Origin of the sequence: Hyphomicrobium album (assembly GCF_009708035.1) — a bacterium.
GTDB lineage: Bacteria > Pseudomonadota > Alphaproteobacteria > Rhizobiales > Hyphomicrobiaceae > Hyphomicrobium_A > Hyphomicrobium_A album.
In genome coordinates, this window is the sequence record NZ_WMBQ01000001.1 from 2,013,845 (window position 1) to 2,029,855 (window position 16,011).

Below are 16,011 nucleotides of genomic sequence, written 5' to 3' on the forward strand. Positions count from 1 at the left end.
CTCCCAAGTTGCGGTAGGCTCGGCCCATGCAGGACAAAGCCAAGCTGACGGCGCCGGAGATCGAGCGCTACAAGCGCCACCTCGTGCTGAAGGAAGTGGGCGGCCAGGGCCAGCAGCGGCTCAAGGGTGCCCGCGTTCTCGTCGTCGGCGCCGGCGGGCTTGGCTCGCCGCTGGTGCTGTATCTCGCCGCGGCCGGCGTCGGCACCATCGGGATCGTCGACGACGACCGGGTGTCACTCGACAATCTCCAGCGCCAGATCGCCCACGACACGCCGCATGTGGGCGAGCCGAAGGTGGCGAGCGCCAGCGACATGATCGGCCGCCTCAATCCCCACGTCACGGCCGAAGCCATCGAGGCCCGGTTGGACGCGGGGAACGCCGCCGAAATCATCGGCCGCTACGACATCGTCGCCGACGGCTCCGACAACGCCGAGACCCGCTACCTCGTCGCCGACGCCTGTTACTTCGCCCGGAAAACGCTGGTGTTCGGCGCGGTCGGGCCGTTCGACGGCTATGTTTCGACGTTCAAGCCGCATGAGAAGGACGCGGCCGGGACGCCCTACCCCAGCTACCGCTGCCTGTTCCCGGAGGCGCCGCCGCCCGGAACCGTTCCAAACTGCTCCGAGGTGGGCGTGCTCGGCGCCATCGTGGGCGTCATCGGCACCCTGCAGGCGACCGAAGTCCTCAAGGAAATCCTGGGTATTGGGCAGAGTCTCGCCGGCCGGCTCCTCATGTACGACGCGCTTGCCGCCCGGTTCGAGACCCTGTCCATCGCCTGGGATCCGGAAAATCCGATCAGTGGCCGCAACCCGTCGATAACCGACCTTTCAATCCATACGGTGTCGAAACACAACTCGACATGCGCGGCGTGAGAGGATAGCGCTTCCATGTTGCTCATTCGGACGTTGGTCGCCGTGCTCCTGTCGATTATCGCCGCTGCTCTTCTCCCGCTGCCCGGCTTCGAGGTGGACGCGCGCGCTCAGGATCCGGCGCCCCCGCAAGTGTCGATCTCGCCGGCAACCGAGCCCGAGAAGACGCCTGAGTTCGGCGCCATCGCCTTCGCACCCGACGGCTCATTCTTCTCTGTGTGGAAAATCGGATCGCGTCTCGAGGCGGAGGAAAAGGTTCGCAGCGAGTGCGCCGCCATCGGTCGCGGCACGTGCGAGGCGGTGAGCTTCCGCGGCGAGGTGTGCGCGGCGATCGCCTCGGGGCAGATCGCCAAGCAGCGCAAGATCACCTATTCGGGCGGCGGCCTGACACCCGGCGATGCCGAGCGCCTGGCATTGGGCCGGTGCAATGCCGACCGGCGCGCCCGCGGTACCTGTCAGCTGCGCACCACGGTCTGCGGCGACGGCCGGCTCGATTCCACCACCGCGCGGGCGCCCTAGAACATTGCCGGATGCACGCGATCGGGCGGGGCGTGTCCGTCGAGGAACGCCTTGATGTTGATGATCACCTTCTCGCCCATGTCGATGCGGCCCTCGATGGTGGCCGAGCTCATGTGCGGCAGCGCCACGACCCGATCGGAGCTCAAGATCTTCGGGTTCACGGCCGGCTCGTGCTCGAAAACGTCGAGGCCCGCGCCGGCGATGGCGCCCGCTTCGATCAGGCGCGCCAGCTCGTTCTCGTCGATGACCTCGCCGCGCGAGGTGTTGACGATGTAGGCTGAGGGCTTCAACAGGCGCAGGCGGCGCGCCGACAGCAGGTGATAGGTGCCGGGCGTGTGCGGGCAGTTGACCGACACGATGTCGACGCGGGTGAGCATCTGGTCGAGGCTCTCCCAGTAGGTCGCCTCCAGCTCCTTCTCGAGGTCCTGCGAGACGCGGCGCCGGTTGTGATAGTGGATCTGCAGGCCGAATGCCTTGGCGCGGCGGGCAACCGCCGAGCCGATGCGGCCCATGCCGATGATGCCGAGCCGCTTTCCATAAATGCGGTGGCCGAGCATCCAGGTCGGCGACCAGCCGCTCCAAGTGTTCTTCTTATCCTTGAGGTAGTCGGCACCCTCCACCAGGCGGCGGGGCGTGGCGAGGATCAGCGCCATGGTCATGTCGGCGGTATCCTCGGTGAGGACGCCCGGCGTATTGGTGACCGTGATGCCGCGGTTGCGAGCGGTGTCGAGGTCGATGTTGTCGACGCCCGTCCCGAAATTGGCGATCAAGCGAAGCTGCGGGCCGGCCTGGGCAATCACCGCCCGGTCGATGCGATCCGTAACGGTCGGCACCAGGACGTCGGCGATCTTCAGGGCCTCGGCGATCTGGCCTTGGGTGAGGGGGCTATCGTCGACATTCAGGCGCGCGTCGAAAAGCTCGCGCATGCGGGTTTCGACGACGTCGGGCAGCTTGCGCGTGACAATGACGATTGGCTTGCGGGCGCTGTTCGGCATCGGGGTTCGCTGTTGCCTCTTAGGGGTTGGGGTCGCGGGAGGGGGGCCCAGGGCGGATTCGACACTCGTTCAGGCAGGTCTAACAGAACGCCATTGCGATGACAAAGTGCGGGATTTTGTCTGCGCATCAACCGGAGCAGACTGGTAAGGCCTCATGAAGAATCGATCCATTGGTTGTCTGTGCCGGGGTAGCGACGAGGCCACAATGCGAATGCGGGGAACGGCAGCGCACAATCGGGTTCGCCTGGCGCTGGCTGCAACGATGTTTTTGGGTGCTACGGCGCTCGCCACCGGGCAGCCGCCCGGCGCCGGCACGAACGTTCCCGGCGGCAGTGGCCTGCCGGTGCCGCGCTTCGTCAGCCTCAAGTCGGATCGCGTCAACATGCGCAAGGGTCCGGGCACCGACTACCCGACCGCGTGGGTGTACCGGCGCGCCGGCCTGCCGCTCGAGGTGATCAAGGAGTTCGAGGGCTGGCGGCAGGTGCGCGACGCTGACGGCGCCGCGGGCTGGGTTCTGCAGTCTTTCCTGTCCGGCCGGCGCACGGCGCTGGTGTTGCCGTGGGAGATCAAGGAGGGCAAGACGCCTCCCAAAGTCGCGCTGCGGCACGATGACAGCGAACGCGCGCGACCCGTGGCGATGATCGAAGCGGGCGTCATCGCCAACCTATCGAACTGCGATGGCCGCTGGTGCCGGGTCAACATCGACCGCTTCCAGGGCTACATCGAGCAGAAGAAGCTCTGGGGCGTCTATGAAGGTGAAGTGATCAAGTAGTCGGCGAGGCCGGCGCGAGAGCGAGCGCCTAGTCCTTCTTGAGGCGGACCACCACGTCGATGTGGGTGATGCTCATGCCTTCAGGCGGCTCGGGAACACCATCGACGCGGATGGCATGGCCAGGGATGTCGCGCAGCTCGCCCTCGTCCTCGACGAAGAAGTGGTTGTGGTTCGACGTGTTGGTATCGAAGTAGGCCTTGGCGCCGTTGATCGCCAATTCACGCAAGAGACCCGCGCGCTTGAACTGGTGCAGCGTGTTGTAGACGGTCGCGAGCGACACGTGCTGTCCGGCGGCGGTCGCCTCGGCATGCAGCGACTCGGCCGTGACGTGACGATCCTCGCCCTCGAACAGGAGCGTGCCGAGCGCCATGCGCTGGCGCGTCGGCCGCAGCCCGGCTTTGCGCAGCAGCTGGGAGACGCCCCGAGAGGTCTTACCGTCTTTGAGTGAGCCGGGAGTGCTGTTGGTCATCCGCGTGCGCATCGCGCCATTGTTAGAGGGTGGCCCAACTTATCCGCCGCTAGTCGCGCTCAAGGCGCGTGCGGCCGACAAGCTGAAACAAGGAATATACTATAGGCAGACGGCTGTTAGCCTGCAACACGGGCCAGAACGCGGCGGGAGCGCACATCTGCGGCTCCGTGGCCGGTCTTACCCTTTTGAACGCCAAATGACTGTGTTAGTGAACCCCCGGCCACGGAAGTACCGGCCATCAGGCCGTCCGCCAGCGAGGGACCGAGCATCGACATCATGACAGAACGCCGCACGAGCTTCGAATACGACGACCTGCTTGCGTGTGGCCGCGGCGAGCTCTTTGGCGCAGGCAACGCCCAGTTGCCGCTGCCGCCGATGCTCATGTTCGACCGGATCTCGTCGGTCAGCGAAACAGGCGGCGAGCATGGTAAGGGGCAGATCGCCGCCGAGCTGAAAGTGGCCGGGAACAGCAGTCTCGACTGGTTTTTCAAGTGCCATTTCGAGGGCGATCCAGTGATGCCGGGCTGCCTCGGCCTCGACGCGCTGTGGCAGATGACGGGCTTCTTTCTCGGCTGGCTGGGCGCCCCTGGCCGCGGCCGCGCCCTGGGCGTCGGCGAGGTCAAATTCACCGGCATGGTGGTGCCGACCGTCGGGCGGGTCGAGTACATCGTCGACATGAAGCGGGTGATCCTGCGCAAGCTGAAGCTCGCCATCGCCGACGGTGTCATGAAGGCGGACGGACAGGTAATTTATACGGCGACCGATCTGCGCGTCGGGCTGTTCGAAAGCGGCGAGTCGGCGGCGGCCGTCAGTCCTTGATCTCGATGGCTTTTCGTGCTCGCTTCCGCCGGAGCCGAAGCGCAAGAGAAGCCGAAAGCTTCCCGGACTGACCGAGAGGATGGGCGGATGAGACGAGTGGTTGTCACGGGCATGGGCATTGTTTCCTCGATCGGAAACAACAGCCAGGAAGTGCTCGCGTCACTCCGCGAGGCCAAATCCGGCATCGTGCGCGCCGACAAGTACGTCGAGCTCGGCTTCCGCTGTCAGGTGCACGGCGCTCCCAACATCGACTGGGAGACGCAGGTGCCGCGCAAGCCGCGCCGCTTCATGGGCGACGGGGTCGGCTGGAATTACATCGCCATGGACCAGGCGATTCGCGACGCCGGCTTGCAGGAAAGCGACGTCATCAACGAGCGCACCGGCATCATCATGGGGGCGGGCGGTCCGTCGACCCGCGCTATCGTGGCCGCTGCCGACGTGACGCGCGAGAAGGACCCCAAGAAAGTCGGCCCCTTCGAGGTGCCAAAGGCGATGTGCTCCGGCCCCTCGGCCGCGCTCGCCACCAGCTTCCAGATCAAGGGCGTCAACTATTCGATCGCTTCGGCCTGCTCCACCTCGGCGCACTGCATCGGCAATGCCACCGAGCTGATCCAGTGGGGCAAGCAGGACGTGATGTTCGCCGGCGGCTGCGAGGAGCTCGACTGGACGCTGTCGGTGCTGTTCGACGCGATGGGTGCCATGTCGTCGAAGTTCAACGACACGCCAGCCAAGGCGAGCCGCGCCTACGACAAGGATAGAGATGGCTTCGTCATCGCCGGCGGCGCCGGCGTGGTGGTGCTCGAGGAATACGAGCGCGCCAAGGCCCGCGGGGCGCGGATTTACGGTGAGGTCGCCGGTTACGGCGCCACCTCGGACGGCTACGACATGGTCGCCCCCTCGGGCGAAGGCGCCGTGCGCTGCATGCAGCAGGCGCTCAAGGGCATGGACGGCAAGGGCGTCGGCAAGGTCGACTATATCAATCCGCACGGCACCGGCACACCGATCGGCGACCTGCGCGAGATCGAGGCGATCCGCAAGGTGTTCGACGGCGCCGACGTGCCGAAGATCGCCGCGACCAAGTCGCTGACCGGGCATTCGCTGGGCGCCGTGGGCGTACAGGAGGCGATCTTCTCGCTGCTGATGATGAACAACGGTTTCATCTGCGAAAGCGCCAACATCGACGAGATCGACCCGGCCTTGGCCGACATGCCAATCGTGCGCGAGCGCATTGATAATGTTAGTCTTAACTGCGTGATGTCGAACAGTTTCGGGTTCGGCGGAACTAATGCCACGCTCGTTTTTCGCCGCGTGAGCGGCTAGAAACGAGCCCGATCACAAGCCGTCACGCCGGGAACAGCGGGCCAGCGCGGATCGGCTAGAAACCGCCGGCGCCCATCCGGGCTTGCGTAAACATTCTAAGGAACGACAGGACCTCCCCATGACCGAAATCGACCTCGCCAAACCAGGTCCCATCATGGCTGGCAAGCGCGGGCTCATCATGGGCGTCGCCAACGAGCGCTCGATCGCCTGGGGCATCGCCCGCATCCTGGCCGGACAGGGCGCCGAGCTCGCCTTCACGTATCAGGACGGCGCCTTCGGCCGCCGCGCGCTCCCCCTTGCCAAGACCCTCGGCGCAGAGATCATCGAGCCTGCCAACGTGCTCGACCTCGACAGCATCGACCGCGTGTTCGCGCGCATCAAGGAGAGCTGGGGCAACCTCGACTTCGTCGTGCACGCGCTCGCCTTCTCCGACCCGCGCGAGCTGTCGGGCCGCTACGTCAACACCACGCGCGAGAACTTCACCAACACCATGGTGATCTCGTGCTTCTCGTTCACCGAAATCGCCAAGCGCGCCATCCCGCTGATGACGAACGGCGGCTCGCTGCTGACGCTCAGCTACGGCGGCGCCACTAAATCTGTTCCTTCCTACAACGTGATGGGTGTCGCCAAGGCGGCGCTGGAGGCTTCCGTGCGCTACCTCGCGGCGGACCTCGGCCCGCAGGGCATCCGCGTCAACGCGCTGTCGGCCGGCCCGATGCGCACGCTTTCCGGCGCCGGCGTCTCCGACGCGCGCGTCATCTTCAACTATCAGAAAGAGCATGCGCCGCTGAAGCGCACACCCAGCCTCAACGAGGTCGGTGGCTCGGCGCTGTACCTGTTGTCCGACATGTCGGGCGCGGTGACGGGCGAAGTCCACTTCGTCGACTGTGGATATTCCACGGTCGCCATGCCGAACCTCGAGGCACTGAAGCGGCTCGACACCGAAACCGGCGCCGCGCCGGGCGGCCGCTCGCCGTCGGAAGCTGCCGAATAGCGGACCTCTTGACGGGGTGACGATGCCGGCTCACACACGCGCATGATCGGCGTCTTCGATTCAGGCCTCGGGGGACTGACGGTGCTGCGCGCACTTGTCGACCGCTTTCCCGACAAGCCGTTTCTCTACCTCGGCGACCACGCGAACCTTCCCTACGGGAACCGCCCGTCGGCCGAGGTGATCGACCTCACGCGCGCCAGCGTCGAGGCGCTGTTCTCGCAAGGCTGCAAGCTCGTCCTGCTCGGCTGCAATACGGCGACGGCAGTTGCCGCGCGCCATCTGCAGCAGACATGGCTGCCTTCGAGCCAATGGCGCGGCCACAACGTGCTCGGCATCGTCGCGCCGACGGTCGAGGCGGCGACGCAGACGCCGTGGGCCGTGTCGAGCCCGCAGTACCCGCAAAAGTACAACACCGATCTGATCGCCGTTTTCGGGACGACGCGGACGATCAACTCCGACGCCTACCCGGAGGAAATCCGCAAGCGCTGTCCCCGCGTCACCGTCGTGCAGCAGATCTGCTCGCAGCTTGCCGGCGCCATCGAGGACGAGGCGCCGGAAGCCGAGCTGGAACGGCTGGTCGAGGAGGGCGTGCGCGGCGTCAACGCACAGACCAACGGCATGCCGCCGCATCGGGCGATATTGGGTTGTACGCACTTCCCGCTGGTGGAGCATCTGTTCCGCCGCCACCTGCCGCCGTTCACTCGCATCCTGTCGCAGCCGGAAGTGGTGGCCGACAGCCTCGAGGACTATCTGGCGCGGCATCCGCACTACATTGCGGGCGATCGCGGCCACTCGGTCACGCTGTTGACCACCGGCGACCCCGCCGAGATCAGCGCGCGCGCCCGGGTGTTCTGGCCCGAGGTTTCGTCCTTCGAGCTGCTCGCCGCCTAGCCATCAACGTTCGGCGCGGGCGAAGACTTCCATCAACTCGGCCACCTTGCGGCGCTGCTCCTCGGCATCGCCGCTCCTGATCGCGTGCTCGACGCAATGGCCGACGTGATCGCGCAGGACCTCATCCTCGACGCGGCGCAAAGCTGCGCGAATGGCCGAGAGCTGGGTCAACACATCAATGCAGTAACGATCCTCGGCGACCATGCGGGCGACGCCGCGCACCTGGCCCTCGATGCGGCCAAGGCGCTTCTGACATGAGGTTTTTGCTGCAGGCTGCATAATTGACCTATACCCCTGGGGGGTATACATAGTCAACGGGCAACCCGTTTTCTCCATGGAGCTTTCCATGACCGAGCACTCCCACCATCACGCGCAGGGCCACGGCGGCAAGGACGAGGGCTGCTGCTCGGGAGGGAAGAAGCAGGGCGCCGTAGGGCAAGCGGCCAAGGACCCGGTGTGCGGGATGGACGTCGATCCGCACACCGCCAAGTTCCGCGCCGAGCACGGGGGCCGCACCTACTATTTCTGCGCCGCCGGCTGCCGCACGAAGTTCATCGCCGATCCCGCCAAGTACCTGAGCAAAGACGAGCGGCCGCTCGAGCCGGTCCCCGAGGGCACGATCTACACCTGCCCGATGCATCCGGAGGTCCGCCAAATCGGGCCCGGCGCGTGCCCGATATGCGGCATGGCGTTGGAGCCGGAGCTGATATCCGCCGGCGATCACGGCCCGCATCCCGAGCTCGTCGACATGCAGCGCCGCTTCTGGGTCGCGCTGGCATTGGCGATACCGGTGTTCGTGCTGGAGATGGGCGGCCACCTGTTTCAATGGCACAACTACATCTCGCCGACGCTCTCCAACTGGCTGCAACTTCTGCTGGCGACTCCTGCCGTGCTGTGGGCCGGCTGGCCGTTCTTCGAGCGCGGCTGGCAGTCGCTCGTCACCCGCAACCTCAACATGTTCACGCTGATTGCCATGGGCACGGGCGTCGCCTGGGCCTACAGCGTGATCGCGACGCTCGCTCCGGGGATATTCCCAGCGGCCTTCCGCGGTCATGATGGCTCCGTCGCCGTCTATTTCGAAGCCGCCGCGGTCATCACCGTGCTGGTGCTGCTCGGGCAGGTGCTGGAGCTGCGCGCGCGCGAGCAGACTTCGGGCGCCATCCGCGCTCTGCTCGACCTTGCACCCAAGACGGCGCGACGCGTTAAGGACAACGGCGAGGACGAGGACGTCGGGCTCGACGAGGTTGTCGTCGGCCACCGGCTCCGCGTGCGGCCCGGCGACAAGGTGCCGGTCGACGGCACGATCCTCGACGGCCGCTCCTCGCTCGATGAATCGATGGTGACCGGCGAGTCGATGCCGGTGAGCAAGGACGTCGGCGCCAAGGTGATCGCCGGGACGCTCAACCAGTCGGGCTCCTTCGTCATGCGCGCCGACAAGGTCGGCCGCGACACCATGCTGGCGCAGATCGTGCAGATGGTGGCCCAGGCGCAGCGCTCGCGCGCGCCGATCCAGCGCCTCGCCGATCAGGTTTCCGGCTGGTTCGTTCCTCTGGTGATCCTCGTCGCCGTCATCGCCTTCATCGCCTGGGCGACGTTCGGGCCGGAGCCGCGCCTCGCCTACGGCCTCGTCGCTGCGGTGACGGTGCTCATCATCGCTTGTCCGTGCGCCCTCGGGCTCGCAACACCCATGTCGATCATGGTCGGCGTCGGGCGCGGCGCCCAAGCCGGCGTGCTGATCAAGAACGCGGAAGCCCTGGAGCGCATGGAGAAGGTCGACACATTGGTGGTCGACAAAACCGGCACGCTCACCGAAGGCAAGCCGAAGGTCGTCGCCGTGGTCCCGGCCGAAGGCTTCGACGAGACGGCGGTGCTGAAGCTCGCGGCCAGTGTCGAGGTGGCGAGCGAGCACCCGCTGGCGGCGGCGATCGTCGCCGCTGCCAAGGAGCGCAACATCGAGCTTGCCCGCGTCATGGGCTTCGACTCGCCGACCGGCAAGGGCGCCGTCGGCATGGTCGAGCGCCAGCGCGTTGCGCTCGGCAACCCGCGCTTTCTCGCTGAGCTGGGCATCGCCACCGCTCCCTTGGAGCCGCAGGCGGAGACGTTCCGCGGCGAAGGCGCCACGTCGATTTTCGTCGCCGTGGACGGCAGGGTCGCCGGCGTCATCGCCATCGCCGATCCGGTCAAGGCCTCGACCGCGGCGGCGCTTGCCCCGCTGCGCGCCGACGGTCTGCGCGTGGTCATGCTGACCGGCGACAACCGCACAACGGCCGAAGCCATCGGCCGCCGGCTCGGCATCGATGAGATCGCCGCCGAGGTGCTGCCCGATCAGAAGAGCGCGGTGGTCGAGAAGCTGCAGAAGGAAGGCCGCATCGTCGCCATGGCCGGCGACGGCGTCAACGATGCACCGGCGCTGGCTGCCGCCGACGTCGGCATCGCCATGGGCACGGGTACCGATGTCGCCATCGAGAGCGCCGGGATCACGCTGTTGAAGGGTGACCTGCAGGGTATCGTGCGGGCGCGGCATCTCTCCGAAGCGGTGATGCGCAACATCCGCCAAAACTTGTTCTTTGCGTTCGTCTACAACGCTGCCGGCGTGCCAATCGCAGCGGGCGTACTCTATCCGGCGTTCGGCATCCTGCTGTCGCCGGTGTTCGCGGCGGCCGCCATGGCGCTGTCGTCGGTGAGCGTCATCACCAACGCCCTGCGCCTGCGCTACGTAAAGCTCGACAGCTAAGCGAGAACGTCATCCCGGCGCAGGCCGGGACCCACGCCAGCTTCAGCGGGCGCTCGCGTTGAGGTGTGCACCGGACCTTCAATCGGGCAGGTGCGGGGACTTGCGTGGATCCCGGCCTGCGCCGGGATGACGGAAGAAGAACGAGCGGTCAGATACAAGCTGAGAAGTGACCTGGGTTCCCGCCGCGCGGGAATGACGGATTGGTTGAGGCTGCCCCTCACCCTGGCCCTCTCCCCATTTTTAGGGGAGAGGGGATCGCAGGCCTTACTGGCTCGGCATGGTGTTGAAGCGCGCCTTCTGCTCGTCGCTCAGCGAGTCGTAGAAGCCGGTCAGGGCCGGGCGCACCTCGTTCATCGCCGTCACCGTCGCCTTCAGGCGCTTGTCCATCGCGTCGAGGCGCGCCTCGGTCGATGACGGGACCTGCGCCGGGCAGGTTGCCTGCAGCATCGCGGCAGCCTTGGCCGAGACGCTGTCGAGCTGGTCGAGAGCCGCCTTCTGCTTCTCGTCCGGATCGACCGTGGCGATGATCTCCTGCGTCGGAACGTTGATGAACTCCTGGTTCTGCGTCGAGCAGAGCGCCGCGGGGTTCGATGCCTTGTCGCCGCCGAGCGCGTCGAGCTGCTGGCGCTGATCGGCGGACAGCGAGCCGTCGAACTTGGTGAGCGGCGCACGCACGAGGTCGAGGCCCTGCACCATCGCGCCGAGCCGCTTCTGCAGCGCATCAAGTCGGCTCACCGGGGTCAGCGGCGGCGAGCTGGGGCACGACGCCTTGAGGATGTCCTCCGCCTTGGTGGAGGCGGCCTTCAGCGCCTTCAGGTCGGCGAGTTGCGCGCCTTCGGGCTTCACGCTCGCCTGGATCTTGTCGATCGGGAAGCCCGACACGCCCGGCGCAAAGCCGCTGCACGTGGCGACATCCTGGTTCTGGCTGTCGTCAGCGACGGAGCCCTGGTTATTGCTGCCAGCTGCGCTGTTCGCCGGCCCGGCGGCGTAGATGTCCTGATGCGACTGACGGGCGTAGGTATAGTCGCTGTCGGTCTGCGTCCAGGCGGAGGCGCCGTAGCCGCCCGACGGCCAAGCATACGCGCCATTGGGCCAGAACAGGCCGCCCATGATGTAGTCGACGTTGTAGTTCCAGAACGGCGCGGTCGCCGCGTACGGCCACCAGGCGAACGACCACATGTCGCCCCAGGCGAACGGCCAGAAGACCGGTCCGACCCATCCGAAGCGGCAGTTGTAGCAGTTGAAATTGCGGGCGTTCCAATTGTTGTTCCAGAACGCGTTGTGGTCCCAGCGGCCGACGTTCACCGGCTGATGCCAGTTGTTCCAGTGATTGGCGAGATCGTCATGCCGATCGTCGCGACGGTCCTGGGCATCGTGGTGGTCATCGGCAGCGTGGTCGCGCATGTCATCAGCGCGATGGTCGTCGGCGTGGTCGCGGGCATCGTCGGCGCGATGGTCGTCTGCCTGGTGGTCATCGGCCGGCCGGCGATCGTCCGTGGCGCGGTGGTCCTCAGCCGGACGCCGGTCCTCCATGTGTTCGGGATGGAACGCCTCGGGGCGGAAATCGCGCATGCCGCCGCCGAAGTCGCGCATACCGCCGAAATGACCGCCACCGAAGCCGCCGCCAAAGCCGCCACCGAAGTGACCGCCGCCGAAACCGCCACCACGCGCGTCCGCGTCGCTTGCCAAACCGAGAACGCCGAGTGAAAGGCCTGCCGCCAGCGCCAGAGCCGAGCTACGACCCATGATGTTTCCTCCGGGAGAAATCCTGTCGCCGCCGCTGATCCGGCGAGCTGTGATTTGCTTACCCGGCAAGGTATGACGAGAGGCTCAGCACGGCCGGCCGACCTCCGGCTAGGGCAAACAAAACCTTCACGCGGACGAGGCAAATATTCGCGCACCGGCAATCCCGTGGCAGGAGTTGCAGCCGCGCTCGGTAGAGCCGAACGAGACCAAATTCCGCACGGATAGGGCGACGTGCCACTGGCGAAACGGGTCCATAGGCACGATATGAGCCTCCCCTTCGGGCCCTCGGCCCGCTATTCATCGGCGAACGAGCGCCACCGAGAGTGAAGATGCTGCCTGACGCGACCGAAACGACGACGATCACCGTGCCGCCCGAGTGGGCGCTGCTGAAAGCGGTGTGGACCGCCTGGCCGGCGGACGCCGACGAGTGGAACGGCGACCTCGAGGCGCCGCGCCGCGACGTGGCGGCGCTGGTCACGGCCCTGGCCGAAGCGAACAAGGTACGCCTCTTGGTCAACGGGCCGGAGGCGGAGGCTTCCGCGCGCGCGGCGCTCGGGGGCACCTGCGAATTCGTGCAGGCCCGGTACGGAGACATCTGGCTGCGCGACACGGGCCCCATCTTCGCGCGCACGCATTTGGGTCAAGTGGCACTGCGCTTCGCCACCAATAGCTGGGGTGGCAAGTACGATCTGCCCGACGACGCGACCGTCGGCGACGACATCGCGCGCGTCTCCGAGACGGATATCCGGCGCTTCGATTTCGTGCTGGAGGGCGGCGCCATCGACCACGACGGCGAGGGCACGATCCTCACCACGCGGCAGACCCTGCTGAACCCCAACCGCAACGGCTGGACGCGCGAGCAGGCGGAAGCGGCGCTCGCCGAGGCGTTCGGCGCCCGGAAGATCATCTGGATCGACGAGGGCCTGAAGAACGACCATACCGACGGGCACATCGACAACATCGCGCGCTTCGTCGGCCCGGGGCGCGTCGTCTGCCAGGCCGCGGCCGGCGACGACGACCCGAACAAGGAGACGCTCGACGCGATCGCGGCGACCCTCGCCGCGGCGACGGATGCGTCGGGTCGCAAGCTCCAGGTGGCGCGCATCCCCGGCGTCGGGCTCTATCGCAATGCGCATGGCGAGGTGTCGCCGGCCTCGCACATGAACTTCATCATCGCCAACGGCCTTGTCGTGGTGCCGGTGTACGGCACGGCGACGCAAGAACCGGCGCTGGCCGCGCTGCAGGCCGTGTTCCCCGATCACAAGGTGGTCGGCGTGCCCTCGCAAGGACTGCTCGGCGCCGGCACGGCGGGCGGTGGCTCGTTCCACTGCATCACCCAGCAGGAGCCGCGCTAGTGTGATGATCGAGAAATTCGCCTTCACAAGCGGCCTGGGATCGAGCGAATCTCTCGATCTGAATCACACTAGCAAGGCCATGATTCTAGTGTCCCTTATGACTCCGAAGTTCGCTCTGGACCCTAGCATCGAACTCTGGCGAACTTGGGAGTCGGGACACTAGATGGCCAACCGCACGCTCACCGTCGCCGCGATCCAGACCTGGTACGGCCACGACCTGCGCGACAACATCGCGAGGACGGAAGCCTTCGTGCGCGAGGTGGTGACGGGCGGTGCGCAGGTGGTGCTGCCGTCGGAGCTGTTCCAGGGCATCTATTTCTGCACCAAGCAGGACCCGAAGTGGTTCACCACCGCGCATCCAGTCGGCGAGCATCCGTGCGTGCTGGCGCTGCAGAAGCTCGCTGCGGAGCTGAAGATCGTCATCCCCATCTCGTTCTTCGAAAGGGACGGCCCGCGCTATTACAACAGCGTCGCCATCGCCGACACGGACGGCAAGATCCTCGGCGTCTACCGCAAGAGCCACATCCCCGACGGCCCGGGTTACCAGGAGAAGTACTATTTCCGCCCCGGCGACACCGGCTTCAAGACCTGGAACACGAAGGCGGGCCACATCGGCGTCGGCATCTGCTGGGACCAGTGGTTCCCCGAGACGGCGCGCGCCATGGCCGTGGCCGGCGCCGAGGTGCTGTTCTATCCGACCGCCATCGGGTCGGAGCCATACGACGCGGCGCTCGACACGCACCTGCAGTGGCAGCGGGCGATGCAGGGGCATGCCGTGTCGAACGCGGTGCCGATCGTCGCCGCCAATCGCATTGGGCTCGAAGACAACGACGGCGCGAAGCAGCGATTCTACGGCCACTCGTTCATTGCCGACCACCGCGGCGAGATCGTCGAGAGCTTCAACGCGACGGAGGAGGGCGTGCTGGTGCACACATTCGATCTCGACGAGATCGCGAGCTATCGCGCCGACTGGGGCTTCTTCCGCGACCGGCGCACCGACCTCTACGCCAAGAGCATCATCTGATCAGGGCGAGCCGGCGCTGGTCAGCAGCTTGGCGAAGTAGCTCGATAGCAACCGATTGCCGGGATCGCGCGCGCGCCGCGCCACCGCGAACTCGGCCCAGCGCTTGCCATAGGCCTTGCCGACCTGCTCGGGCGTCAGATGCTTCGTCTGGTTGAACAGCGGATGGCCGTTGTGCGCGCTGGCAAAGGCGTTGAATGCCTTGAGAAACTCGTCCCAGCCCGCACCGCCCGTCGACACCGGATCGATGCTGATCGCCGGCGCGTCGTGCGAGAACGAGAGCAACGCGTTCTTGTCCTGCACCATGCGGTAGCCGACCGCCGGCAGGTCGCAACGGAAGCCGGTGCGCTCGGCGTGCTCGCGGCAGAAGCGGCTGTACGCCTCGAACGTGTCGAAGAACTGCTTTTCGTCGAACGACCACATCGAGAAGACGAACTTGTAGAGGCCCGGCTTCTCCTGGTGGCGGATGATCTGCAGCTGCGGATACGTGGCCTTGCCGCCGACGAGCATGCTCGTCCACCGGCAGATCAGGAAATCGTAGACGGCGCGCACGCGGTGCTCGATCGGATGGCCGCGCGCACCCCGCGCGATCATGATCGTGAACATGGGACCGAGGTTGCGCCAGAAGGCATTACGCAGCCACCAGCGGCCTGACGACGTCGGCTTGACGCCCGGCAGCTCGCGCCGCTCCTCCACCATCACCTTTTGCGTGAAGGGGTAGAAGTACATCATCAAGGCGTTGCGCTGCGCGATCAGCTCGGGCATCGCCGTGCGGAACTCCTCGATCGTGTAGACCCGGTGCTTGGCGTAGACCGCCGTCATCGGCTTGACGCGCAGCGTCACCTCGACGAGCACGCCGAGCAGCCCGTAGCTCGAGCGGAGCAAACGCATCTCGTCGGGATCATCGGCCTCGTTGTAGCTCGCGACACTGCCGTCGGGCTTGACGATCTTGAGGCCCGAGACGAACGAGCTCACCTGTCCCCAGTGCGAGGTGCCGATGAGCGAGCTGTCCTTGGTCGCGGCGCAGGCAACCGCGCCGAGCGTGACGTTGCCGATCTCGGTGTTGATGTGAAACTGCTTGCCGTGACGCGCCAGCTCCTCGGCCACGTCGATGTAGAGCGCGCCGGCTTCGGCAGTGACGAAGTCGTGGCCGATCTCGATGATCCGCGACGTGCCGGTCATGTCCAGCATGGTGCCGCCGTCGTCGGCGGAGCAGGGTGCGGGTGAATGCAGCTTTCCGACCGCGCGCACGGGCGAGGGATATTTCACCGCGTCCTTCATCACCCGCACGACATCGTCGATCGTTTGCGGCCGGACGACGACTGCGGGCCGATAGGTGACGCCGCCTTCCCAATTGGTGATTTCGCCTGCCTCGGGTGCCGCAGGAGCCGCCGCGCGCGTCGCCACGAAGGCGGACGGCCCGGCAAGCTTGAGCAGCGCCGCGAAATGCGGCGCCATCGCTAGATGCGGCACGAGCGATTTCATGACTACCCCCCGCCACGACTAA

General features: G+C 66.4%; 16 protein-coding genes. 11 read left to right on the forward strand and 5 right to left on the reverse strand.

Going from position 1 to position 16,011, the window contains the following annotated elements:
• Positions 1–26 precede the first annotated feature (26 nt).
• Positions 27–872: a HesA/MoeB/ThiF family protein gene (locus GIW81_RS09575; protein WP_154738986.1), complete on the forward strand. Its 846-nt coding sequence runs from the start codon at positions 27–29 to the stop codon at positions 870–872.
• A gap of 15 nt (positions 873–887) precedes the next feature.
• Positions 888–1,388 (forward strand): DUF4189 domain-containing protein, encoded by a 501-nt coding sequence (locus tag GIW81_RS09580; protein ID WP_154738987.1) that lies wholly within the window; start codon positions 888–890, stop codon positions 1,386–1,388.
• On the opposite strand, the gene GIW81_RS09585 is transcribed toward GIW81_RS09580, so the two are convergent.
• Complete coding sequence (locus GIW81_RS09585; RefSeq protein ID WP_154738988.1) at positions 1,385–2,383, reverse strand: 2-hydroxyacid dehydrogenase; 999 nt, start codon at positions 2,381–2,383, stop codon at positions 1,385–1,387. The genes GIW81_RS09580 and GIW81_RS09585 overlap by 4 nt on opposite strands.
• Before the next feature lie 205 nt (positions 2,384–2,588).
• Here GIW81_RS09585 and GIW81_RS09590 point away from each other — a divergent pair, with 205 nt between their 5' ends.
• Positions 2,589–3,155 (forward strand): SH3 domain-containing protein, encoded by a 567-nt coding sequence (locus tag GIW81_RS09590; RefSeq protein ID WP_229309130.1) that lies wholly within the window; start codon positions 2,589–2,591, stop codon positions 3,153–3,155.
• Positions 3,156–3,183: 28 nt separating this feature from the next.
• Here the strand turns inward: GIW81_RS09590 and irrA are convergent, their stop codons facing one another.
• A complete protein-coding gene (gene irrA / locus GIW81_RS09595; RefSeq protein ID WP_229309244.1) occupies positions 3,184–3,525 on the reverse strand; it encodes an iron response transcriptional regulator IrrA in 342 nt (113 codons plus the stop codon).
• Between the two features lie 375 nt (positions 3,526–3,900).
• Here irrA and fabA point away from each other — a divergent pair, with 375 nt between their 5' ends.
• The 4 genes from fabA to GIW81_RS09615 all read left to right on the forward strand — a co-directional run bounded on the left by fabA (position 3,901) and on the right by GIW81_RS09615 (position 7,648).
• The gene (gene fabA / locus GIW81_RS09600; RefSeq protein ID WP_154738990.1) at positions 3,901–4,443 is read left to right on the forward strand and encodes a 3-hydroxyacyl-[acyl-carrier-protein] dehydratase FabA; all 543 of its coding nucleotides are present in this window, start codon (positions 3,901–3,903) and stop codon (positions 4,441–4,443) included.
• Between the two features lie 87 nt (positions 4,444–4,530).
• Positions 4,531–5,763 (forward strand): beta-ketoacyl-ACP synthase I, encoded by a 1,233-nt coding sequence (fabB, locus tag GIW81_RS09605; RefSeq protein ID WP_154738991.1) that lies wholly within the window; start codon positions 4,531–4,533, stop codon positions 5,761–5,763.
• 118 nt (positions 5,764–5,881) lie between these two features.
• Positions 5,882–6,757 carry an SDR family oxidoreductase gene (locus tag GIW81_RS09610; RefSeq protein WP_154738992.1) on the forward strand — a complete coding sequence of 292 codons (876 nt, stop codon included), beginning with the start codon at positions 5,882–5,884 and terminating at the stop codon, positions 6,755–6,757.
• Between the two features lie 42 nt (positions 6,758–6,799).
• Positions 6,800–7,648 (forward strand): glutamate racemase, encoded by an 849-nt coding sequence (locus GIW81_RS09615; protein WP_154738993.1) that lies wholly within the window; start codon positions 6,800–6,802, stop codon positions 7,646–7,648.
• A 3-nt stretch (positions 7,649–7,651) separates the two neighbouring features.
• Here GIW81_RS09615 and GIW81_RS09620 read toward each other — a convergent pair whose 3' ends face one another.
• The gene (locus GIW81_RS09620) at positions 7,652–7,927 is read right to left on the reverse strand and encodes a metal-sensitive transcriptional regulator (protein ID WP_154739618.1); all 276 of its coding nucleotides are present in this window, start codon (positions 7,925–7,927) and stop codon (positions 7,652–7,654) included.
• A gap of 67 nt (positions 7,928–7,994) precedes the next feature.
• Here GIW81_RS09620 and GIW81_RS09625 point away from each other — a divergent pair, with 67 nt between their 5' ends.
• A complete protein-coding gene (locus GIW81_RS09625; RefSeq protein WP_229309131.1) occupies positions 7,995–10,382 on the forward strand; it encodes a heavy metal translocating P-type ATPase in 2,388 nt (795 codons plus the stop codon).
• 264 nt (positions 10,383–10,646) lie between these two features.
• Here the strand turns inward: GIW81_RS09625 and GIW81_RS09630 are convergent, their stop codons facing one another.
• Positions 10,647–11,786, reverse strand: coding sequence for a Spy/CpxP family protein refolding chaperone (locus GIW81_RS09630; protein WP_154738995.1), 1,140 nt, complete (start codon positions 11,784–11,786; stop codon positions 10,647–10,649).
• On the opposite strand from GIW81_RS09630, the gene GIW81_RS09635 reads away from it, so the two are divergent.
• The 3 genes from GIW81_RS09635 to aguB all read left to right on the forward strand — a co-directional run bounded on the left by GIW81_RS09635 (position 11,727) and on the right by aguB (position 14,507).
• Positions 11,727–12,089, forward strand: a complete 363-nt coding sequence (locus GIW81_RS09635; protein WP_154738996.1) for a hypothetical protein — start codon at positions 11,727–11,729, stop codon at positions 12,087–12,089. The genes GIW81_RS09630 and GIW81_RS09635 overlap by 60 nt on opposite strands.
• A gap of 368 nt (positions 12,090–12,457) precedes the next feature.
• Positions 12,458–13,483 carry an agmatine deiminase family protein gene (locus GIW81_RS09640; protein WP_154738997.1) on the forward strand — a complete coding sequence of 342 codons (1,026 nt, stop codon included), beginning with the start codon at positions 12,458–12,460 and terminating at the stop codon, positions 13,481–13,483.
• A 163-nt stretch (positions 13,484–13,646) separates the two neighbouring features.
• Positions 13,647–14,507 (forward strand): N-carbamoylputrescine amidase, encoded by an 861-nt coding sequence (gene aguB / locus GIW81_RS09645; protein ID WP_154738998.1) that lies wholly within the window; start codon positions 13,647–13,649, stop codon positions 14,505–14,507.
• Here the strand turns inward: aguB and GIW81_RS09650 are convergent, their stop codons facing one another.
• The gene (locus GIW81_RS09650) at positions 14,508–15,989 is read right to left on the reverse strand and encodes an FAD-binding protein (protein ID WP_154738999.1); all 1,482 of its coding nucleotides are present in this window, start codon (positions 15,987–15,989) and stop codon (positions 14,508–14,510) included.
• Positions 15,990–16,011: the final 22 nt, after the last annotated feature.